Annotated in this window: 19 protein-coding genes and 1 pseudogene; 12 read left to right on the plus strand and 8 right to left on the minus strand. The window is 37.0% G+C overall.

The genetic code is table 11. From position 1 onward, the window contains the following. Nucleotides 1-49: 49 nt before the first annotated feature. From yidA to HMPREF0819_RS04115, 3 genes are read left to right on the plus strand one after another with little or no spacing between them, the layout of a single operon-like run. Nucleotides 50-859 carry a sugar-phosphatase gene (yidA, locus tag HMPREF0819_RS04105; protein ID WP_024343775.1) on the plus strand — a complete coding sequence of 270 codons (810 nt, stop codon included), beginning with the start codon at nt 50-52 and terminating at the stop codon, nt 857-859. After that, nucleotides 859-2,073, plus strand: a complete 1,215-nt coding sequence (locus tag HMPREF0819_RS04110) for an aminoacyltransferase (protein WP_044023323.1) — start codon at nt 859-861, stop codon at nt 2,071-2,073. Before yidA ends, HMPREF0819_RS04110 begins: the two co-directional genes overlap by 1 nt. Beyond that, nucleotides 2,073-3,308 (plus strand): aminoacyltransferase, encoded by a 1,236-nt coding sequence (locus HMPREF0819_RS04115; RefSeq protein WP_004232685.1) that lies wholly within the window; start codon nt 2,073-2,075, stop codon nt 3,306-3,308. Before HMPREF0819_RS04110 ends, HMPREF0819_RS04115 begins: the two co-directional genes overlap by 1 nt. 93 nt (nt 3,309-3,401) lie before the next feature. On the opposite strand, the gene tpiA is transcribed toward HMPREF0819_RS04115, so the two are convergent. From tpiA to ppc, 6 genes and pseudogenes are all read right to left on the minus strand, one after another. Continuing rightward, nucleotides 3,402-4,160 (minus strand): triose-phosphate isomerase, encoded by a 759-nt coding sequence (gene tpiA / locus HMPREF0819_RS04120; RefSeq protein WP_004232686.1) that lies wholly within the window; start codon nt 4,158-4,160, stop codon nt 3,402-3,404. A 190-nt stretch (nt 4,161-4,350) separates the two neighbouring features. Next, nucleotides 4,351-5,547, minus strand: coding sequence for an elongation factor Tu (gene tuf, locus HMPREF0819_RS04125; protein WP_004232687.1), 1,197 nt, complete (start codon nt 5,545-5,547; stop codon nt 4,351-4,353). Nucleotides 5,548-5,673: 126 nt separating this feature from the next. Beyond that, nucleotides 5,674-6,624, minus strand: a complete 951-nt coding sequence (locus tag HMPREF0819_RS04130; RefSeq protein WP_044023418.1) for an anti sigma factor C-terminal domain-containing protein — start codon at nt 6,622-6,624, stop codon at nt 5,674-5,676. Further along, a pseudogene (locus HMPREF0819_RS08725) lies at nt 6,608-7,107 on the minus strand (RNA polymerase sigma factor). Before HMPREF0819_RS08725 ends, HMPREF0819_RS04130 begins: the two are co-directional and overlap by 17 nt. 141 nt (nt 7,108-7,248) lie before the next feature. Then, nucleotides 7,249-8,532, minus strand: coding sequence for a cell division peptidoglycan polymerase FtsW (ftsW, locus tag HMPREF0819_RS04135; RefSeq protein WP_044023324.1), 1,284 nt, complete (start codon nt 8,530-8,532; stop codon nt 7,249-7,251). A gap of 189 nt (nt 8,533-8,721) precedes the next feature. Then, nucleotides 8,722-11,544, minus strand: a complete 2,823-nt coding sequence (gene ppc, locus HMPREF0819_RS04140; protein ID WP_044023326.1) for a phosphoenolpyruvate carboxylase — start codon at nt 11,542-11,544, stop codon at nt 8,722-8,724. A gap of 296 nt (nt 11,545-11,840) precedes the next feature. Between ppc and pepF the strand changes: the two genes are divergently transcribed. The 7 genes from pepF (at nt 11,841) to HMPREF0819_RS04170 (ending at nt 17,384) form a co-directional block, all read left to right on the plus strand. Next, on the plus strand, nt 11,841-13,640 hold the full coding sequence (gene pepF / locus HMPREF0819_RS04145) for an oligoendopeptidase F (protein ID WP_004232693.1): 1,800 nt from the start codon (nt 11,841-11,843) through the stop codon (nt 13,638-13,640). Continuing rightward, nucleotides 13,633-14,118, plus strand: coding sequence for a glutathione peroxidase (locus tag HMPREF0819_RS04150; protein WP_004232694.1), 486 nt, complete (start codon nt 13,633-13,635; stop codon nt 14,116-14,118). The genes pepF and HMPREF0819_RS04150 overlap by 8 nt, the downstream gene beginning before the upstream one ends. 133 nt (nt 14,119-14,251) lie before the next feature. Beyond that, a complete protein-coding gene (locus tag HMPREF0819_RS04155) occupies nt 14,252-15,106 on the plus strand; it encodes a glycoside hydrolase family 25 protein (protein ID WP_004232696.1) in 855 nt (284 codons plus the stop codon). A 79-nt stretch (nt 15,107-15,185) separates the two neighbouring features. After that, nucleotides 15,186-15,524: a hypothetical protein gene (locus HMPREF0819_RS09315; RefSeq protein ID WP_004232699.1), complete on the plus strand. Its 339-nt coding sequence runs from the start codon at nt 15,186-15,188 to the stop codon at nt 15,522-15,524. Then, on the plus strand, nt 15,511-16,176 hold the full coding sequence (locus HMPREF0819_RS04160) for a peptidoglycan recognition protein family protein (protein WP_004232702.1): 666 nt from the start codon (nt 15,511-15,513) through the stop codon (nt 16,174-16,176). Before HMPREF0819_RS09315 ends, HMPREF0819_RS04160 begins: the two co-directional genes overlap by 14 nt. Before the next feature lie 78 nt (nt 16,177-16,254). Further along, a complete protein-coding gene (locus HMPREF0819_RS04165; protein WP_004232705.1) occupies nt 16,255-16,740 on the plus strand; it encodes an aminoacyl-tRNA deacylase in 486 nt (161 codons plus the stop codon). 20 nt (nt 16,741-16,760) lie between these two features. Then, on the plus strand, nt 16,761-17,384 hold the full coding sequence (locus tag HMPREF0819_RS04170; protein WP_004232709.1) for a histidine phosphatase family protein: 624 nt from the start codon (nt 16,761-16,763) through the stop codon (nt 17,382-17,384). Between the two features lie 44 nt (nt 17,385-17,428). Here HMPREF0819_RS04170 and HMPREF0819_RS04175 read toward each other — a convergent pair whose 3' ends face one another. After that, on the minus strand, nt 17,429-18,331 hold the full coding sequence (locus HMPREF0819_RS04175; protein WP_004232711.1) for an HAD family hydrolase: 903 nt from the start codon (nt 18,329-18,331) through the stop codon (nt 17,429-17,431). Nucleotides 18,332-18,521: 190 nt separating this feature from the next. Here HMPREF0819_RS04175 and lysS point away from each other — a divergent pair, with 190 nt between their 5' ends. Beyond that, nucleotides 18,522-20,012, plus strand: coding sequence for a lysine--tRNA ligase (lysS, locus tag HMPREF0819_RS04180; RefSeq protein WP_021142785.1), 1,491 nt, complete (start codon nt 18,522-18,524; stop codon nt 20,010-20,012). Nucleotides 20,013-20,471: 459 nt separating this feature from the next. Beyond that, nucleotides 20,472-22,280, plus strand: coding sequence for a DUF262 domain-containing protein (locus HMPREF0819_RS04185; RefSeq protein WP_004232725.1), 1,809 nt, complete (start codon nt 20,472-20,474; stop codon nt 22,278-22,280). Between the two features lie 43 nt (nt 22,281-22,323). Here HMPREF0819_RS04185 and HMPREF0819_RS08730 read toward each other — a convergent pair. After that, the coding region (locus HMPREF0819_RS08730; RefSeq protein WP_148513849.1) for a transposase at nt 22,324-22,543 on the minus strand (220 nt) is incomplete at its 5' end.

The raw sequence follows: 22,543 nt of genomic DNA on the forward strand, positions 1-22,543 counted from the left end.
TTTAGTAAGATATATAGGTAGAGATTTTTAGAAGGGGTAAATGAACCTTATGTCTATTAAATTAGTCGCTGTCGATATTGACGGCACACTTTTAACCAACGACCGCAAAGTCACGCCAGAGGTTTTTGAAGCTGTACAAGAAGCTAAAAAACAAGGTGTTAAAGTCATCATCGCAACTGGACGTCCAATTCCTGGTGTTCAGCCACTTCTTAACGAATTAAACCTTAGAGAAGAAGGCGATTATGTCATTACCTTCAATGGTGGACTAGTTCAAGATACATCAAATGGTGAGAACATTATCACTGAAACCATGACCTATGAAGATTATCTTGATATTGAATTTCTTAGCCGTAAATTAGATGTTCACATGCATGCCATCACGAAAAAAGGCATCTACACAGCTAATCGTAACATCGGGAAATACACTGTTCATGAATCAAGCTTGGTTAACATGCCAATTTTTTACCGCACACCTGAAGAAATGGGCGATAAAGAAATCATTAAAATGATGTTCATTGATGAACCTGAAATTCTAGATGCTGCTATCGAGAAAATTCCACAAGAATTCTTTGATCGATACACGATTGTTAAATCAACACCATTTTACCTAGAATTCATGAATAAAAAAGCAAGTAAAGGGAATGCCATCAAGCACCTAGCTGAAAAAATGGGACTTACACCAGACCAAACAATGGCAATTGGTGATGCTGAAAACGACCGTGCCATGCTTGAAGCTGTTGGTAACCCAGTAGTTATGGAAAATGGTACACCTGAACTTAAAGAAATTGCTAAATATATTACAAAATCAAACGAAGAAAGCGGCGTAGCACACGCCCTTAGAGAGTGGGTCTTAAAATAATGTATAGCTATAAAATCGGTATCTCAGCTGAAGAACACGATAATTTTGCAAAAGCAAGCAACCAAACAAACCTTCTACAATCATCAAATTGGGAAAAGGTCAAAGACAATTGGGATAATGAACGCATCGGTTTCTACAAAGATGACCAACTAGTTGCCTCAGCATCTATCCTTATCAAAGCTTTGCCACTTGGTTTCACAATGCTTTACATTCCACGTGGACCAATCATGGACTACAGCGACAAAGAACTCGTTACTTTTGTGATTAGCTCACTTAAAAAATACGGTAAAACTAAACGCGCCCTTTTCATCAAAATGGACCCAGCTTTGCTACTTAAACAATACAAAATCGGTGAGGAAGTTGACGAAAACAAAGACACACTTCTTGCCATCGACAATTTGAAAGCTGCAGGTTGCGAATGGACTGGACGTACAACTACAATTGCTGAAAGCGTCCAACCACGTTTCCAAGCAAATGTCTACACACAAGAAGACATGACATCAACTTTCCCTAAACACACTAAACGTTTGATGAAAGATGCTGTTCACCGTGGTGTCATCACAACTCGTGGTACTATCGATGATGTCAAAACATTCGCAGATGTCGTAGCTCTTACAGAAACTCGTAAAGGTGTTGCTCTTCGTAACGAAGACTACTTCCGCAAAATGATGGAAATTTACGGTGACGATGCTTACCTTCACTTGGCGAAAGTGAACTTGCCAAAACGTTTGGCTGAATACAAAGAACAGCTCGCTCAAATCGAAAAAGATTTGTCTGAAACAGCTGAACACCAAAAGAAACGTTTGACAAAACTCACTCAACAAAAAAATTCTGTTACTAAATACATCAAAGAATTTGAAGAATTCGTTGAAAAATACCCAGATGAACTTATCGTCGCTGGAATTCTTTCAGTATCATTTGGTAACGTTATGGAAATGCTTTACGCTGGTATGAACGACGAGTTCAAAAAATTCTACCCTCAATACTCACTTTATCCAAAAGTATTCGAAGACGCATATGCTGACGGAATCATCTGGGCAAACATGGGTGGTGTTGAAGGAACACTTGATGATGGTTTGACAAAATTCAAATCAAACTTCAATCCAACTATTGAAGAATTCATCGGTGAATTTAACATCCCAGTGAATGGTTTACTTTATAAACTATCAAACTGGGCTTACAACGTCCGCAAACAAAGGAGAAACAACCATTAATGTCTCTTGAGATTATTGATAAAAAAGTTTTTGGAACTTTTTGTGATACGGTTGACTACAAGTCATTTATGCAGTCTGTCGAAATGGCAGAATTGCTTGAAAAACGTGGCTATCAAGTCACATATCTTGGCCTTAAAGAAGATGGAGAATTCCAAGTCGCGGGTGTCCTTTTCAGTATTCCAATGGCTGGTGGACTTCACATGGAAATCAACTCTGGGCCTGCTTCTCGCAACCAAAGTTATTTAAAAAGTTTTTACAAAGAACTTCAAGCCTACGCAAAAGCAAATGGTGCTATCGAACTTTTAGTAAAACCTTTTGACACTTATCAGCATTTTGATACCAATGGCGAACCAACTGATGAAGAGAAGAAAAATCTTATTGAAGATTTTGTATCGCTTGGTTACCAACACGATGGGCTCCTTACTGGCTACCCAGGAGGCGAACCTGATTGGCATTATGTTAAAGATTTGACGGATTTGGATGAAAAATCACTTCTAAAATCTTTTAGCAAAAAAGGTCGTCCTTTAGTTAAAAAAGCAAAAACCTTTGGAATCACTCTTCGAAAACTTGACCGTAGTGAATTACCGTTATTTAAAGAAATCACATCAGCTACTTCTAACAGAAGAGATTATGTCGATAAATCTTTAGAATACTACCAAGATTTCTATGATTGTTTTGGTGACTCTTGTGAGTTTATGGTTGCAAGCCTGAACTTCCAAGATTACCTAAAACACCTCGAAGCTGATCAAGCAAAACTCAATCAAAAAATTGATAAGCTCAAAGCCGCTATTGAAAATAACAATGCTTCAGAGAAGAAACAAAATCAATTGCGTGAGTTATCAAGCCAATCCGCAACTTTCGATACTCGTATTGAAGAAGCTAAAGCATTCATCAAAAAATACGGTTCAGAAAATGTCATTTTAGCAGGTAGTCTATTTGTTTACACTAAACAAGAAGCTGTCTACCTATTCTCAGGTTCTTATACTGAGTTTAACAAATTCTATGCTCCTGCTCTTCTTCAAGAACATGTCATGCTAGAGGCGATTAAGCGCGGTATTACAACCTACAATCTTCTAGGTATCACAGGAGAATTTGATGGATCTGACGGCGTTCTACGCTTTAAACAGAACTATAACGGCTACATTACCCGTAAAATGGGGACTTTCCGCTATTACCCTCATCCACTCAAATACAAACTTATTCATAATCTCAAAAAATTACTTAGACGTTATTAATTAAAAAGCTTTGGAAATTTATTCCAAAGCTTTTTTCATGCAAAAAAACTACTTGCCAAAAGCAAGTAGCCTTATAACTTCAATGATTCTTGATTATTTTACAAAGTCAAGAAGAGCAAGGAAGCTTTCTGGTTGAAGTGATGCACCACCAACAAGAGCACCATCAACGTCTGGGCAAGCCATGTAAGCTGCGACGTTTTCAGGTTTAACTGAACCACCGTATTGAACGCGAACTTTGTCAGCTACTGCTTGACCGAAGTCAGCTGCAACTGTGTCACGAACTACTTTACACATTTTTTGTGCGTCGTCTTGGCTAGCTGATTTACCAGTACCGATAGCCCAGATTGGTTCGTATGCGATAACAAGTGAAGAAACTTGTTCTTCCGACAATCCAGCAAGTGCAGCAGAAACTTGTCCACCTACGAATTCAGCAGCTTTACCAGCTTCATAAGTTTCAAGAGTTTCTCCACAGCAGATGATTGGAAGCATACCGTTAGCAAAGATAGCTTTTGCTTTTTTGTTGATATCTTCGTCAGTTTCGTGGAAGTATTCACGACGTTCTGAGTGACCGATTACAACGTAGTCAGTTCCCATTTCAGACAATACTTTAGGGCTGTTTTCACCAGTGAAAGCACCAGCGTTTTCAAAGTAGCAGTTTTCAGCAGCAACTTTAAGGTTTGAACCTTTAGCTGCAGCAAGAACTGTTGAAAGGACAAGTGCAGGAGCTGCAATACCAGCTTCAACAAGTTCTGATGAAGGCAATTTAGAAGCTACTGCTTCAACGAATGCTTTAGCTTCTTCTGGATTTTTGTTCATTTTCCAGTTACCAGCGATAAATGGTTTACGTGACATTTCACATACCTCTTCTATTTTTATTTACCCCCTTATTTTATCATACTTTCAGCATCTTTTAAAGGTTAGAGGGAATTTTTAGGCATAAACATCGAATAAAATCATAAAAAAGAGCCCCTTACGGGGCTCTTTTTCACAATTACTATCTGACTAATAATTGTTATCTGGGAACTTAATTAATTAACTAAAATTAAGCTTCGATTTCTGAAACGATACCTGAACCAACAGTACGTCCACCTTCACGGATTGAGAATGTAGTACCTTGTTCAACGGCGATTGGGTGAATCAATTCAACGTCGATAGTAACGTTATCACCAGGCATTACCATTTCAGTACCTGCTGGAAGTTCGATTGAACCTGTAACGTCAGTTGTACGGAAGTAGAATTGAGGACGGTAGTTGTTGAAGAATGGAGTGTGACGTCCACCTTCTTCTTTAGTAAGGATGTAAACTTCACCTTTGAATTTAGTGTGTGGGTGGATTGAACCTGGTTTAGCAAGAACTTGACCACGTTCGATTTCATCACGTTGGATACCACGAAGAAGAACACCAACGTTATCCCCTGCGATACCTTCATCAAGTTGTTTACGGAACATTTCAACACCAGTAACAACAGCTTTTTGGATGTCTTCACGGATACCAACGATTTCAACTTCGTCGTTAACTTTAACAGTACCACGGTCGATACGTCCTGATGCTACAGTACCACGACCAGTGATTGAGAATACGTCTTCGACTGGAAGAAGCAATGGTTTGTCAGTATCACGTTCTGGTTCTGGAATGTATTCATCTACAGTGTTCATCAATTCCATGATGATGTCTTCATAGTGAGTGTCACCTTCAAGGGCTTTAAGAGCTGAACCTTGGATTACAGGGATTTCATCACCTGGGAAATCGTATTCTGAAAGAAGATCACGGATTTCCAATTCAACCAATTCAAGCAATTCTTCGTCATCAACAAGGTCAATTTTGTTCATGAAGACGATAAGGTGTTTAACACCAACTTGACGTGAAAGAAGGATGTGTTCACGTGTTTGTGGCATTGGACCATCTGTAGAAGCTACTACAAGGATAGCACCATCCATTTGGGCAGCACCAGTGATCATGTTTTTAACGTAGTCCGCGTGTCCTGGAGCGTCGATGTGAGCATAGTGACGTTTTTCAGTTTCGTACTCAACGTGTGCAGTGTTGATTGTGATACCGCGTTCGCGTTCTTCAGGAGCAGCATCGATTGAAGCGTAGTCTTTTGGTGTGTTAACTGCGCTTGGAAGACGACGAGCAAGAACTGTTGTAATTGCAGCTGTCAAAGTAGTTTTACCGTGGTCAACGTGTCCAATTGTACCAATGTTAACGTGTGGTTTACTACGATCGTATTTTTCTTTTGCCATTTGGGTAAAAGCCTCCAATAAAATATATTTTATAGATAGACAGTAGGCAATACAGTCTAACTTTACCTTACTATTTTAACAAATTATGCAAGAATTGCAAGTATTTTTATTTATTTTAGATTTTCTTTATTTCGAAAGCGTGTGATACGGCTGGATTGTTACACTGTGACCGATGTTTGAAGCATGGATCCATTCCTTTCCTATGAGTTGTAAAAAGTTTTCTGAGCGGCCTGTCAATATGATTCCTGAAAAAGTAGCTTCCTGATGTTTTTGAGCCTTTTTTAAGTAAGTCTTAGCATCTTCTTCTAAAGACAATGTTTCTCCACCATCACTATATTGAGAGTTCAAAATTCCTAAATGAATTGCCTTTTTTAAATCCGTCTTAAACTGCTTAAAACCTGCTACATAATCATTCTCAATCGGAGAAAAGCCTAATTGTGAACTCAAACCTAAATTAGTTGTGTCTACTAAACCTGATGTTCCAATCCAGTACCAGTTGACCAAAAGATTATCTGGTACCATTTCTGTAATTTCTTCATAAGTGTAAGGTTTATCGAAAGTAATTGCCATTTCAACAGCTTCATCTTTCATTTTCTCAACTTTACTAATATCTTGTGTCACTTTCATATTGCTAGACTTAGCATTAACATTATAGAAAATCGGTACTTTATATAGATTTCCATGAGTATAATGTGAGCTGTAGCTATCTCCTTCCTCCAGTCCTTCACTTTGACTAGCAGACATAAGACGCAGAATTGAATAATTCTCTCTATATTCTTCAAAAGGAACACTAATCCCATCAATATTTTTAAAGCGATGTGAATAAAATGTTCCTGTACATTCCGAATTTGCTTCAAAGCCCCAGGTTGTATACTCAACATTTGGATAAGCAATTTCAGTCTTTAACAAATAGTTTTCTTTAACCGATTCTCCATTGTGATTGGTCAGCAATCTCAATCCTAAAAAAACAATCAAGATACTTAGCAATACCATAAAAGCACTGATAATAACTGTTTTTAGCTGATTTTTTCGCTCATTCTGCACAGCAATCTTTTCAAAATTATTTGAAATCTTCATAATAATATCCCTCTCTCTCCAATAATTTTTCAGCTCTCGATGCCCTCGCATCAAATCAACCTTAACTTTGCTTGATGTTATTCCAAGAATCTTAGAAACCTCCTTTATAGAAAAATCTTGAAAATAATATAAGTCAATTACTAAACGATATTTTCTTTTTAGTATCAAGACTGCTCGATAAAGTGGTTCATATTCTAGGCCAGCAAAGCTAATTACATTTTCATCTTTAAAGAATTCTCTTTGTAAAATTTCCCAGTACTTTTTATCACGCCGATAGCGATCAATATATAGTCTAATTGCTACACGATACATCCACGCACGAATCTTTTCAAATGGAAGAATTATTTCACTTTCTAGCATTTTTACTAAAACATCCTGGCTAATATCTCTGGCATTTTCAGCACCAGCTCCAGATTTTTGCAAATAGTAACTAATCTCCTCAGCGAATTTTACCAATTCAATTTCATAACCATCCAGTTGAATCTTTTTCTCCCCCTCTCTTCATAATCTCAATTTGAACAATTATATGAAAATAAAAAATTCATTTTTCTCTTTTCATTATTATAACGATTAACCTGTCATTTGGTTACAAAAAAATCTCCTATTCTAGGAGATTTTTCTTCACTAATAAAAACTATCTAAATCAATAACGTTATCTTCTTCGACAATTGCTGCTCGTTTTTTAGCTTCAAGTTCAGCGTCTGCTTCGCGATAGATTTCTTCACGTTTTTCATTAGCATCGATGTTGAGTACAAATCCGACTGCTACCGACAAAACAAGAACACTATTTCCTCCTTGTGATAAGAACGGGAATGTTACACCAGTAGATGGAATCAAACCTGAAATACCACCGATGTTGACAAAAGTCTGCATCAGAATCATTCCACCGATTCCCAGAGCAATCATCGAGTTAAATGGATTTTTAGCTTTAATACCTACGTGCATGATACGTAAGATAAGGAAAAATAGCAATGCTAAAATTAAGCATGCACCAATCATTCCAAGTTCTTCCATAACTACTGGGAAAACAAAGTCTGTCGTTGCTTCTGGCAAGTAACCAGCTTTTTCAATTGAATTTCCCAAGCCTCGTCCGAACCAGCCACCATTACTCATCGCATAATAAGAGTGAGCCAGTTGGTGACCTGAGTCAGACAAATCGTTAAATGGATTAAAGAAAGCACTGAAACGCTTAGCAACGTAACCAAAGACTGGAACTTTCCCCATTTTATCAACCCCAACAATAGCGATTAAACCTAAAAAGACAGTTGAAAGAGCTGTTACTGTCGTTAAAATGGCTGAAAACCAGCGGTAACCAATCCCGCTAACAGAATACATGATTAAACCTGTCAGAACGATAATTGCCGCATTTCCCAAGTCAGGCTGCGCTGCGACTAACAGAATCATCACAAGCGAGTAGACACGCCAGTCTTTCAAATCACTCCACTTGCTTGGCTTCCATTTTCGCTTAGTCAAAGCTTGATAATCGTATGTTGAAATCAATTCTTGACGTCTAGCAAACGTAAATGCCAAATACCACACGATAATAATCTTCAAATACTCAGCAGGTTGGAAACTAATCGGTCCAATAACAATCCAACCATGGGCACCATTGACGGTCTTTGTAAAGAAGCGCGCAATTAGCAAGAGTACTACTTCTGCCATCATTGTCATTGTCAAAGTACGAGAATTTTTTAAAAAGTTTAGCTTTAATTTATAAATAAAAAGAATAGCAACCAGACTGATAATCCAGAAAACACCCTGATTAAATACTGATGCAAAAGGATTGGCACCATACTGAATCAGCGTTGCACTAGTTGTTGAGTAAACAACAATCAAGCCGATTACTGAAAGAATTAAATAAGGCACAAGGATAGAATAATTTAGGAGATGCCTTTTATCAATTTTCATAGAGTCACCTATAATATCTTCGAGTTTATCATATGACATTATACCATCTTTCTGCACTAAAAAAAAGACTGTGATTAAAATCACTACCTCAGACCTAGAACATCCATCAATTCAATCACTTTTACGATTTACCATCAAAAATAAAAAAGAATCTGAGACAATAGTCTCAGATTCCAGTGGTTAAACATATCAGCCAGAGTTACGTAGCCCTGTGGCAATACCGTTAATAGTAGTGTGAATGAGTTTTTCGTAACCTTCATCCAATTCATCGTGACGCAAACGTTTAATCAACTCAATTTGAATGTAGTTCAAAACGTTGAAGTATGGAATACGGTAATCCAAACTTGCACGAAGTGATGGGTTTTCTTCTAGGAGGTTATCGTGTTTTTCAATTGCCAAGATAACATCTTTTGTCAATTGCCATTCATCTAAGATGATATTGAAGACATTACGAACTTCTTCACTTTCAGCTAAACGTGAATATTGGAAAGCAATGTTCATGTTTGATTTAGAAAGTACCATGTCTACATTTGAAAGAAGTGAATGGAAGAATGGCCATTTTTCGTACATGTGTTGAAGTTTTTCGAGGTTACCTTCTTCAGCATCGATGAAATGTTTGAAGGCAGAACCAACACCATACCAACCTGGGAACATGATACGGCTTTGTGACCATGAGAATACCCAAGGAATTGCACGAAGTCCAGAAATTTCTGTAATTGTTTTACGAGCAGCTGGACGTGAACCGATATTTAGACTTGATACTTCTCTGATTGGAGTAGCTTCGAAGAAGTAATCGTAGAAATGTGGATTACCAAATACCAAATCACGATAAACAGCGTTTGAATATGTCACGATGCCATCCATTGTTTCACGGAATGTATCAATTTCATCAGGATTTGTAATCATGCGAGTCACGATACGGTCAACAGTCGCTGAAACAAGCATTTCAAGGTTGTAGTAGGCAACGTCTTTATTTCCGTATTTATTTTCGATGATTTCACCTTGTTCAGTCAAGCGGATACGATCTTTAATTGAGCCAAATGGTTGTGATATGATTGCTTCGTATGATGGACCACCACCACGACCAACAGTACCACCACGACCATGGATAAATGTTACTTTGATACCACGTTCAGAACCGATGCTAGTCAATTCATTTTGGGCTTTGTAAAGTGTCCATACAGATGATAGGTATCCACCGTCTTTGTTACTATCTGAGTAACCAAGCATGATTTCTTGGTAACCTTTGTTTGCTGAAATCCAACGACGAACAATGTCATAATCAAGGAATTCTTCCATGATTGCACGTGAATTTTCAAGGTCTTCGATAGTTTCAAAAAGTGGAACGATTTGAACACGCGCTTTTTGATTGTCAAGCAAACCAACTTCTTTAAGCATGATGGCCAATTCAAACATATCAGAAACACTTTCAGTGTGTGAAATGATGTGTTGTTTGATAACTTCATCACCTAATTTGTCTTTAAGGTAACGAGCTGTTTTGAAGATAGCCAATTCTTTTTGAAGTTGTTCAGATTTTTCAGCATTAGTTGATGACAACGTACGTGGGTCTTCTTGTAATTCTTTAAGAAGAACTTTAACTTTTTCTTCTTCAGAAAGAGAACTATAGTCGTCAACAATATTTGCTTGTTTCAACAATTCAGCGACACAAGCTTCGTTAACGCTTGAGTCTTGACGCATATCGATTGTTGCAAGGTAGAATCCAAAGACATCTACAGCTTGAAGCAACTCACTAAAGTCACCAGTCAAGAGTGCATCATCACCATTGTCAAGCAATGATTTTTTGATGACAAGTAAATCATCTTTAAATTCTTTAGCTGTTTTATAGCTTGGAATTTCATCTTGAAGTTCAGATGAAACTTTATTGACTTTGTTTTGCAAATATTTAGCAACAACACTTGCATTATTAGTACTTGTGTAAACGTCAGCACCAAGTTTGCTGTTTCCAAGAGCTTTACGTGAAATTGTTAGACCTGCTTTTAATTCAATCAAAGTTTGAATCAATTTTGATTGGATGTAGTTGAAAGCTTTACGATAGGGTTCGTTTTCACGGTAGATTGATTTATCGCTAGATAGCTCCGCTAAACGTTCAACTCCTGGACTAATTTTTATCAAAGTTGTTGAAAGTGAGAATGTGCGGTAAAGTCCTGTTAATTTTTCAATGTAGTAATTAATGATTACTTCACTTTGTACAGTAGCAGATAAACGAAGTGTTTCAGCAGTTACGTATGGGTTACCATCACGGTCTCCACCAATCCACATACCCATTGTAATAGGTTTTGGATCAGTCAAATCAATTCCTTTTTCTGCTGCCAAACGTTTGTACTCTGACGTTAACTTAGTAATCGCTTGAATCAAGGATGTATTGTAATACTCCATAACATTGGTAATTTCATTTTTTACCTTAAGTTTTTTCTCACGAATGATGTCCGTTTGCATGATGATTTCAATGTAACGGCGTAAGTCAGTGTACCATTTTTCACGGTTAACCACTCCTGCTTTCACATCACGGTATTTGCGCAAAAGGTCGTGAATCTTATTAGTCAATTCAAGAACCGTTTTACGTTGAACTTGTGTTGGGTGAGCAGTCAAGACAGGTACAACATTTACGTTCTCAAGGATTTCTTTTGAATTTTCACTTTCTGAAACCATATCAACTGTCAAAGAAAGTTTACCAAGATAATCTTGATTTGTATTATTTTGGTAATTGATTTCATAAGCGAAGTCAACGTCTTCTGAAATGTTGATTAGCAGTGGCAAAATTGAAAAATAACGAGACACAACAACCATCTCTTCGTTGGTCAACTGAGCTACTAATTCTTCAAGTTTGACATATTCATCATTTGCTGACAATTCAACAATGTTTTGAATTTTAGCAAATACCTCATCACCAACCATCTGATGGGTTGTTTCATCGAGCAAGCTTTTTAGTACTTTGACTTCCTCGGTAATAATCGACTGGGTATCATTGTTCTCCAGTTTTTGGATTGTCACACTCTTCACTCCTTTTTGTTCGGATTTTAATCCTTTATTACAAGCATACTACTTTATCATACCACTTTTTTCCGAAAATGTAACCCAATTCCTATAAATTGATTGTTATTTTATATAATTTTCTGATTTTTTAAATAAACTTAAACTCAAATTGCAGAAAACAAAGTCTTAAAATCACTGTTATATTAACATTGTTAACGTTTTTATAGTTTTTGAAGATTTCAGGACTTCCTTTTTCGTTTTGCTATTTTTTTCTGCTATACTGATTTATAAAAAGTTATAAAAAGGAGTTTTATATGGAGCTAAAACAACGTTCGGAGTTTCCTGAAAATGAATTATGGGACTTAAGTGCACTCTATCAAGACCGCGAAGATTTCCTTCGTAGCATTGAAAAAACACTTGAAGACATTAATCTTTTCAAGAAGAATTACCAAGATAACTTAAAAACTGTTGATGATTTCACGCGTGCGCTTTATGAAGTCGAACAAATTTATATCGAAATGAGCCATATCGATAACTACGCCTTCATGCCACAAACGACAGATTTTAGCAACGAAGAATTTGCACAAATTGCTAAAGCTGGTGCGGATTTCTTCACCGAAGCAAATGTAGCTCTAAGCTTCTTTGACACCGCTCTTGCAACAGCTGATCCTGACATTCTTGATACTTTAGAAGCTAATCCACACTTTAGCGCAGCTATTCGTCAAGCAAAAATCAAGAAGAGCCACTTTATTTCACCAGAAGTTGAAAAGACTTTGACTAATCTCGGTGAAATCTTTGGAGCTCCGCAAGACATTTATACAAAAATGCGTGCTGGTGACTTTGAAATGGATGATTTTGAAGTTGATGGCATAGTTTACAAAAATTCATTTGTCACTTACGAAAACTTCTATCAAAATCATGAAAATGCTGATGTTCGTGAAAAAGCTTTTCGCTCTTTCTCAGCTGGTCTTCGCAAACACCAAAATGCCGCTGCTAGCGCTTACCTTGCCCAAGTCAAATCTGAAAAAATCATCGCTGACATGCGTGGTTACGACTCAGTCTTTGACTATTTACTTGCTGAACAAGAAGTCGACCGCGACATGTTCAACCGCCAAATTGACTTAATCATGACTGAGTTTGCACCGGTTGCACAAAAATATCTCAAACACGTTGCCAAAGTTAACGGGCTTGAAAAAATGACTTTTGCCGACTGGAAATTGGACTTAGACGCCGAGTTAAATCCAGCTGTTACTATCGATGACGCTTATGATTTAGTGATGAAATCTGTCGAACCTCTTGGACAAGAATACGCAAATGAAGTCTCACGTTTTAGAAAAGAACGCTGGGTAGACTTTGCCGCTAATGCTAACAAAGACTCAGGTGGCTATGCTGCTGACCCTTACAAGGTTCACCCTTATATCCTTATGAGCTGGACTGGTCGTATGTCTGATGTTTACACATTGATTCACGAAATTGGACACTCTGGTCAATTTATCTTCTCAGATAACAATCAAAGCTACTTCAACACACACATGTCAACTTACTACGTTGAAGCTCCATCAACTTTTAATGAGCTCTTATTAAGTGACTATCTGGAAAGACAATTTGACAATCCACGCCAAAAACGTTTTGCACTGGCGCACCGTTTAACAGATACTTACTTCCATAACTTCATCACACATTTGCTTGAAGCTGCCTTCCAACGTCGTGTTTACAACCTCATTGAAGAAGGAAAAACATTTGGAGCTGAACAACTCAACCAAATTACGAAAGATGTTCTCAGCCAATTCTGGGGTGATGCTGTTGAGATTGATGACGATGCTGCCCTGACTTGGATGCGACAAAGTCATTACTACATGGGACTTTATAGCTACACTTACTCAGCTGGTATGGTCATTTCAACTGCTGGTTACCTCAACTTGAAGAATAACCCAAATGGTGCTAATGACTGGCTTAATTTCTTAAAATCGGGCGGCTCACGTACACCACTTGAAACAGCTAAATTAATTGGAGCTGATATTTCAACAGCTCAACCACTTCGTGACACTATCCAATTCCTAAGTAATACTGTCGACCAAATCATCACCTATACAAAGGAGCTTAACCATGACTAATATTTACGATTTTACTGTTAAAGCACAAGACGGATCTGACGTTCAACTATCAAAATACCAAGGTAAAGTTCTCTTGGTTGTTAATACTGCAACAGGTTGCGGATTGACACCTCAGTACGAAGGACTTCAAAATCTCTACGACACTTACAAAGAAAAAGGTTTTGAAATTCTAGATTTTCCATGTAACCAATTCATGAACCAAGCTCCTGGAACAGCTGATGAAATCAACACTTTCTGTACTTTGAATTACCAAACAACTTTCCCTCGTTTTGCTAAAATCAAAGTCAACGGAAAAGATGCTGATCCACTTTATGATTGGTTAAAAGGAGAAGCTAAAGGCCCTCTTGGCAAACGCATTGAATGGAACTTTGCAAAATTCTTAGTTGACCAAAACGGAAATGTCGTTAAACGTTTCTCAGCAAAAGCAGAGCCTGAAACAATCGTTACAGAATTGGAAAATCTTCTTGCAAATAACTAATCAAGACAAGGTCAATCTGTTAACATTATCACCCCTATCTTGTCTATAGATAGGCGATTAAAAAATATGACAAATTGATTACAAAAACAACATTGTTTTGATTTTTACACCTTTTTACGCTAAAATATGACTAATGAGAAGACGATTAAAACCAATTGTTGTTGTAGTTTTCTTTGCCCTGTTCGGGCTACTTCTTGTGATTGGTAGAACTCACTATGATAGCTTACGAAAGCAACAACTGGCTTTGGCTAAGGTTTCTATTCCAACGTTGAGCAGCTCAAGCACGACAACTACCACTACATCAACTTCAGAAACTGATGAAGAATTTGTTCTTAATCCGATTATCGATGTTTCAGGATGGCAACTGCCAAAAGAAATTGACTATGACACTTTATCTCAAAATATTTCTGGCGCTATCGTTCGTGTCTATGGAGGGTCACAAATTAGCAAAGATAGCAACGCCGCCTACACGACTGGTATCGATAAATCATTTAAGACACATATCAAAGAATTTCAAAAACGGGATGTTCCTGTAGCTGTTTATAGTTACGCCCTCGGAAAAAGCGTCAAAGAAATGAAGAACGAAGCGAAAACTTTCTATGAAAATGCTTCGCCATACAAACCAACTTTCTATTGGATTGACGTTGAGGAAGCGACTATGTCAGACATGAATAAAGGTGTTCAGGCATTCTTGAGTGAATTAAAACGACTCGGAGCTGACAAAGTTGGTATCTACATTGGTACTTACTTCATGACCGAGCAAGAAATCTCTGTTGACGGATTTGATGCCGTATGGATTCCTGCTTACGGTTCAGATTCTGGTTACTATGACGCCGCTCCACAAACAGATCTTGATTACGATCTTCATCAGTATACATCACAAGGTTATCTTGGCGGATTTGATTCTGCTCTTGATTTAAACCAAATCGCAGTCACAAAAGACCGCAAAAAAACCTACGAAAAACTTTTCGGAAAAATTGATAAATAAATAAAAGGCTAGCATTTGCTAGTCTTTTTCGTATTTTAAAGTTTATTTTTCTTTAAGACTAAAACTTTATAGTTAGGTCATGCGAAAAATAAAACAATTATCACGAAGTAAACATCGACAGAACTCTGTTTACCTAAATATTTTTAGCGTAATTATCTCCTTTGTTGCCATTCTTACAATTGTAAGCAAAGTTTTCTTTTCAGGTATTGTCACCCACGCTCTAGACCACGGGCTTGATTTGTCAAATGCAAGTACCTACACAACTTCTCAAGCAGCTAACGTCTTAAGCTCGAAAGCTAACATTTACACCAGTAATGGCTCCAGTGAAACCATTTTACAAGGTACCACAATTTCAATTGAAAGCTATTGTTACAATGCTGAGATAAATCAAAAAGAAGCAACTCTTGCCAAAATTTAGCATGGATGGAGAGACTTACTACATTGATACCAATGATATTTCTCTTGAAGAAACCAACGACATCAATCGTTACATCGCTGAAACACTGAATTATTCTCACTCTGATATCACTAGTGATATCGAGGAAGCTTTTGAACAAACTAGCTACAAAACAGACGACGGTAAACCTCTTGGAATCATTATCCATGACACTGGCGTTGACAATTCAACCATTGACAGTGAAGTGAATTATATGGTACAAAACTATGAAGACCAAGGTGTTTTTGTTCATTCTTTTATTGATAGTGACACCATTCTTCGCATCGCTAATGAAAAATACGAAGCTCAGGGAGCAGGTGCTAATGCCAATCCTTATTATATTCAATTTGAACTCACACACGAAGACTCTCAAGATGGCTTTGCAAAACAGCTGGCAAATGCAGCTTATTACACTGCATACATGCTCAAAAAGTATAACCTTCCTGTGACACTCGGTCAAGAAAATGGAGCAGGAAGTATTTGGACACACGAAATGGTCAGCAACTACCTTGGTGGAACTGACCACGTAGACCCAACTGATTATTGGAGTGAAAGGGCAAATGATTATTTTGGCGTTGATTATGACGTTGAAGACTTTGCAGAACTTGTCCAAGCATACTACAATGCTCTTTAAAGGTGCAAACTTGTACCTTTTTTATTTTATAGTAAAATAGTATGTGAATAGACTGAATTAGAAAGATTGAGAGAGAAAATGGCAAAAAAAGCGAAATTGAAAAAAACTTTGGTTGACCAAATTTTAGATAAAGCAAAAATCGAACATGACAGCTTAGCCATTAACGCTTTAAAAGATGAGCTGCCTGAGGGCATTGAAAAATCTGATATTTTCAAGACACTTGCTCTAACTGGTGACAAAACTGGTCCCCTTATCGGAATCGTTCAAATCACTGAACACCTTTCTGAGAAAAAGTTGGCTAAAATTTCTGGCAACAAAAAAGTTAGCATGATTCCACAAAAGAATCTTCAAAAAACAACTGGCTACATCCACGGCGCAAACAACCCAGTTGGTATCCACCAAAAACACAATTTCCCGATTTTCATCGACAACCGTGCTAAAGAAATGGGAACGATGATTGTCTCAGCTGGTGAAGTTGGGCGCTCTATCCGCATCGATAGCCAAGCCTTGGCAGATTTTGTCGGTGCAAGTTTTGCTGATTTAATTGATGATTCACACCAATGATGGCTTAGATTGGACAAAAAATGAAATTATATTTTGTAAGACATGGTAAAACACAATGGAATCTTGAAGGACGTTTTCAAGGGGCAAATGGTGATTCTCCGCTTTTAGAAGAGTCTGTCCGTGACTTAGAAAAATTAGGTGACTACCTAAAAGATATTGAATTCGACGCTGTATTTTCAAGTGATTTAAAACGTGCCAGCGATACTTGTAAAATCATTATGTCACGAAATAATCACCCTAAGGCAATCAGTTTTCAAACTGCTCTTCGTGAATGGCATCTTGGAAAATTAGAAGGCAGCAAAATTTCAACAATGGCTGATATTTATCCAAAACAATTGGATGCCTTCAAACACAACTTAGCAAAATTTAACAACGATATTTTTGACGCTGAGTCTGTCTACCAAACCACAAAACGTGTTAGAAGTTTTATCCGCTCAATGAAAGGACGCGGCTACCAACATGTACTATTGGTCGGTCACGGCGCAAACTTTACCGCATCAATTCGTAGTTTACTTGGCTATGAACCTGCTGTTTTACGCTCTAACGGTGGATTAGATAACGGAAGTGTCACTGTTCTTGAAACCTTTGATTTTGAACACTTTTCATGCATCAAATGGAATGACACATACTACAAAGAAAAATAAGATATTTGATACTTAAAAAAGCTCCCCAAAAGGAGAGCTTTTTGTTATCTTGCGTATTTCATGCGAAGATTTTTTTCTTGTTGTTTGTCCAAACGAAGTAGGATAACAACTTTATCAATACTCATGTTACTTTCTAGCAAACGTTCTGCTGCCATCATCAAACCGTTGTTGATTCCCAATTCTAGGACTGGGTTTTTCTTGTCATTGACATCAAAGATGAATTTATTATCTGGAAGGTCAAAAAGAACTTTAACAGCACCAAATAATTGTTCAAAGTTGTCGATAGCAACATCGTAAACTGGTTTTGTTCCTGGTTTTAGGCTACGGCCACGGTGGTTAAACCACATAGAATGCCAACCGCCGTTGAATGCTCCCATAACATCGTTATCGTATGAATCACCAACATAAAGTGTTGTTGAAGGGTTCATATCAAATTGTTCAGCAGCAAGATTGAAGATTTCTTTTTCAGGTTTTTGGAAACCAGTTGCTTGGCTGACAATGACACGTTTAGGGTCAACATAATCGTAAAGACCAAGTTTTTTAACTTTTTTCAATTGGTGTTCAGTTGGACCATTTGTGATGATTCCCATTGGAACACCTTTTTCTTTAAGAAAATCAAGCGTCATGCGCATTTCATCAAGCATTGTGATGTTTTCCAATTCTTCTTCGTAGATTTCTTGAAAATGAACACCCGTAGCTTCATCAATTTCGCGATAACCAAATTCAAGCAAAGTTTCTTTACAACGCCAGAAACGGAAATATTCAGTTGTCCATTCACCAGCCATAACACGTGGGAAACCAACGTCTGAATAATGGCGGAAACGAATGTAAGCTTGATTGATTTTACTCATATCAAAGTCAGGGAAACATTTCTCAACAGCAATGCGATAAGGCGCCTGTTGGTCATAAATCGTATCGTCAACATCAAAAACAATTGAAGTAATCATGAATCTCTTTTCTCTCTAAGTTATTTTTACCGTCACATATTATACTATTTTTTGGCTTTCTTTTCAATTAAAGTCATTTCTGCAACTAGAAAACACTTTCTTCCTCAAAGCCTCCTCACACAAGCAAAAATAAAGTGAATTCTAGCGTTATTTATGTTACAATAGGAGAGAATATATATTGGAGGAAAACATGTCAAACGAACACATCGAAGAATTAAACGACCAACAAATCGTGCGTCGTGAAAAAATGGCCGCTTTGGCTGAACAAGGCATCGATCCTTTCGGAACTCGCTTTGAACGCACAGCTACTTCTGGTCAATTAAAAGAAAAATACTCTGACAAAACCAAAGAAGAATTGCATGAAATTAACGAAACAGCTACTATCGCTGGTCGTCTTATGACTAAGCGTGGTAAAGGTAAAGTTGGTTTTGCTCATATCCAAGACCGCGACGGTCAAATCCAAATCTACGTCCGCAAAGATGCTGTTGGTGACGAAAACTACCAAATTTTCAAAAAAGCTGACCTCGGTGACTTCCTCGGTATCGAAGGTGAAGTTATGCGTACAGACATGGGTGAATTGACAATCAAAGCAACTCACATCACTCACTTGTCTAAAGCACTTCGTCCACTTCCAGAAAAATTCCACGGACTTACTGACGTTGAAACAATCTACCGTAAACGTTACCTTGACTTGATTTCAAACCGTGAAAGCTTCGACCGCTTTGTAACACGTTCAAAAATCATCTCAGAAATCCGTCGTTACCTTGATGGACTTGGCTTCCTAGAAGTTGAAACTCCAGTTCTTCACAACGAAGCTGGTGGTGCTGCTGCTCGTCCATTCGTTACTCACCACAATGCGCAAGATATGGACATGGTTCTTCGTATCGCTTTGGAACTTCACTTGAAACGTCTTATCGTTGGTGGTATGGAAAAAGTTTACGAAATCGGACGTGTCTTCCGTAACGAAGGTATGGATGCAACTCACAACCCTGAGTTCACTATGATCGAGCTTTACCAAGCATACGCTGACTTCAAAGACATCATGGATATCACAGAAGGTATCATCCAAAACGCTTCAGCTGCTGTTAACGGTAACGGACCTATCACTTACCAAGGCACTGAAATTGCTATCGACAAACCATTCAAACGTATCCACATGGTTGACGCTATCAAAGAAGTTACTGGTGTAGACTTCTGGAAAGAAATGACTCTTGAAGAAGCTCAAGAACTTGCTAAAGAGAAAAATGTTCCAGTTGAAAAACACTTCACTTCAGTTGGTCACATTATCAATGCCTTCTTCGAAGAATTCGTTGAAGAAACATTGACTCAACCAACATTCGTATACGGACACCCAGTTGAAGTTTCTCCTCTTGCTAAGAAAAATGCAGAAGACCCACGCTTCACTGACCGTTTCGAACTCTTCATCATGACTAAAGAATACGGTAACGCTTATTCAGAGCTTAACGACCCAATCGACCAATTGGCACGTTTCGAAGCACAAGCTAAAGCCAAAGAACTTGGTGATGACGAAGCAACAGGTGTTGACTACGACTACGTCGAAGCCCTTGAATACGGTATGCCACCAACAGGTGGACTTGGTATCGGTATCGACCGTCTTGTCATGCTCCTTACAGATACAACAACAATCCGCGACGCTTTGTTATTCCCAACAATGAAATAATTTAGATTAAAAACGTTGATTTATCAACGTTTTTAGTTTATAAAGAACAAAACTTACGACAAATATTAAGAAGTCTAAACACTTCTAAAAAAACAAAACCTGGTTTGACAAGGTTTTGTTTTAATTTATTTTAGTGTAGCATGATACCAACATCTTTTGACCTTCTATTACAATATTTAATAAAAAAATTGAATAAGTTGAACTAAAAAAGGAAAGTTTCTCCTTCTGTTATTATCAATATCTTGCTTTTGGACTAGGAAGTTAAGTAGTTCTGTGGAAACTGAGTCATAGGAATAAATCTTTTTCTAGTAATGTTTCGCAACTCTACTATAACGGATTTATTCCTTTTGGTGTTTACACAACTTATTGTACACTACCAAAAATAGATATTTCTTAGAAAGAAAACTAAAAAAATGATATAATTAGATATATTATAAACAAATCAAAGGAATTTTTTCTATGACTACATCAATAAATGTTGACAAAAGAAGCGTCAAACAACTATTAGAGACTGGAAAGAATAAAAGATTTATTATTCCTGAATATCAAAGACCATATGCTTGGTCAGACGAACAAATCCAAGTTTTATTCGATGATCTAACTGAATATACACTTAATACAACAGAAGATGAAAATAATACTTACTTTCTTGGCACAATAGTTTCATATGAAAATGATAATAAAGAACAGGAAATAATCGATGGGCAACAGCGTATTACAAGCCTGTTTTTGCTGTTGAGGGCTATCTATACTAAATTAGAAAGTGGCGGTCCTGAGACTAATTTCTTGAAAAGTCAAATCGAACCAACAATTTGGAAACAGAATCCAACTACAGGAGTAGTTAACTTTAATGAAATCCTTATTAGTTCCCGAGTCATGGGAGAGGAGGGAAATCAAGAATTTGCCAATATACTAATCTCTGGAAAAGCAGATAAAAAATCAAATAGCAACTACGCTAAAAATTATAGATTACTACAGCAACTAGTTAATGAATATGCAGCAGATAATCCATTGTCCTTTTATAAATTCATCAGTAATATATTAAATCAAGCTATTCTTCTCCCTATTACAGCTGATAGTCAAGAAACAGCACTTACTATTTTTTCAACTCTAAATGATAGAGGATTAGCATTATCAGATGCCGATATTTTTAAAGCGAAAATTTATAATCACTTGAATTCAGATGAAAAAAAGAAATTTATAGAACTCTGGCAAGAACTAGATGAACAAGCTACAAATGCTGGGGAAAGTATTCAAAAGTTGTTTTACTACTATATGTTTTACTTGAGAGCAAATGAAAACGATCGCAAGACAACCACTCCTGGTATTAGAAAATATTATGCAAAAAATAATTTCGAAAAGCTATACTCACAGGATTTAATGCAAAACTTAAATGCCATTTTAAATTTGTGGATAGTGATAAACAATAGAGTCTCACTAGAAAATGAAAAATGGTCCGAAAATATGGAAATAAAACAAATTTTGGATGCTCTGACCTCTTATCCTAATGAGTTTTGGAAATATCCTGTTGTCATCTATTACTTACACTATCATTACAAAGATACATTTGAAGATGATTTTCTTATTTTTTTAAAAAGATTATTAGCAGTTTTATCGGCAAAATATATCATAACACCAACAATTAATGCCGTCAAAACTGGAATATTGAACTTAAATGCAGAAATAATTAACTCAGCTCAACCCAAATTCAATTTCGGCGAAATCGATGAGAAAGAATTGTTAGATAAAATCAAAACTGCGCATCGTAATACAGTTAGGATGATATTAAAGATCATAGCTTATCAACATCAATCAGAGTTATTACCAGAAAAATGGGAGATAGAGCATATCCTTCCTCAAAAATGGCAATCAAGTTATTTCCCAACGAATTCAGATTCTGAAGTCAAAGAATTAGTTGAACATATTGGAAATAAAATTCCCTTTGAAAAGAAGCTCAATATTATCGCAAGCAACGGATACTTTGCTAAGAAAAAAGAAAGCTACAGGAAATCCAAAGTTGGTATATTACTCGATCTTACTCAAAATAACAACAATTGGGGACTCGATGAAATTAGAGAACGTGATATTCGTATTTCAGATGAATTAGTTGAAATACTGAAAGACTGGGGCCTGAACCAATCTGAAGCTAATATTGAAGAATTATTAACATTTATCCCGGAAGAACGATTTTCAGACTATCTTGATTTTATAAAGATTTTCAAAATGGAAGATACAAATGAATCAAGAGAAAAATTTTTGAGTATATAGAAATTTAACGGTTCTTTGTCAACTGTAGTGGGTTGACTTATAATCACATGCGAGAGAGGACTTTGGTCCTCTCTTTCTTGATGTTCAAAGTGATAAGTATTTTTGTTTTGAAGTTGTCGAAATTTCTGAATCCAAAGGCTTGTCGTTTGATGTCTTTAATGAGTTTGTTAGTGGCTTCTAGTCTGGCGTTGGAATAAGGCATTTCTAAAGCATTGGTGATGTAGTCTTTATATCTGATGAAGGTCTGGAAAACCTTCTTAAAT

Origin of the sequence: Streptococcus equinus ATCC 9812, assembly GCF_000187265.1 — a bacterium.
In the GTDB taxonomy this organism is placed as follows: domain Bacteria; phylum Bacillota; class Bacilli; order Lactobacillales; family Streptococcaceae; genus Streptococcus; species Streptococcus equinus.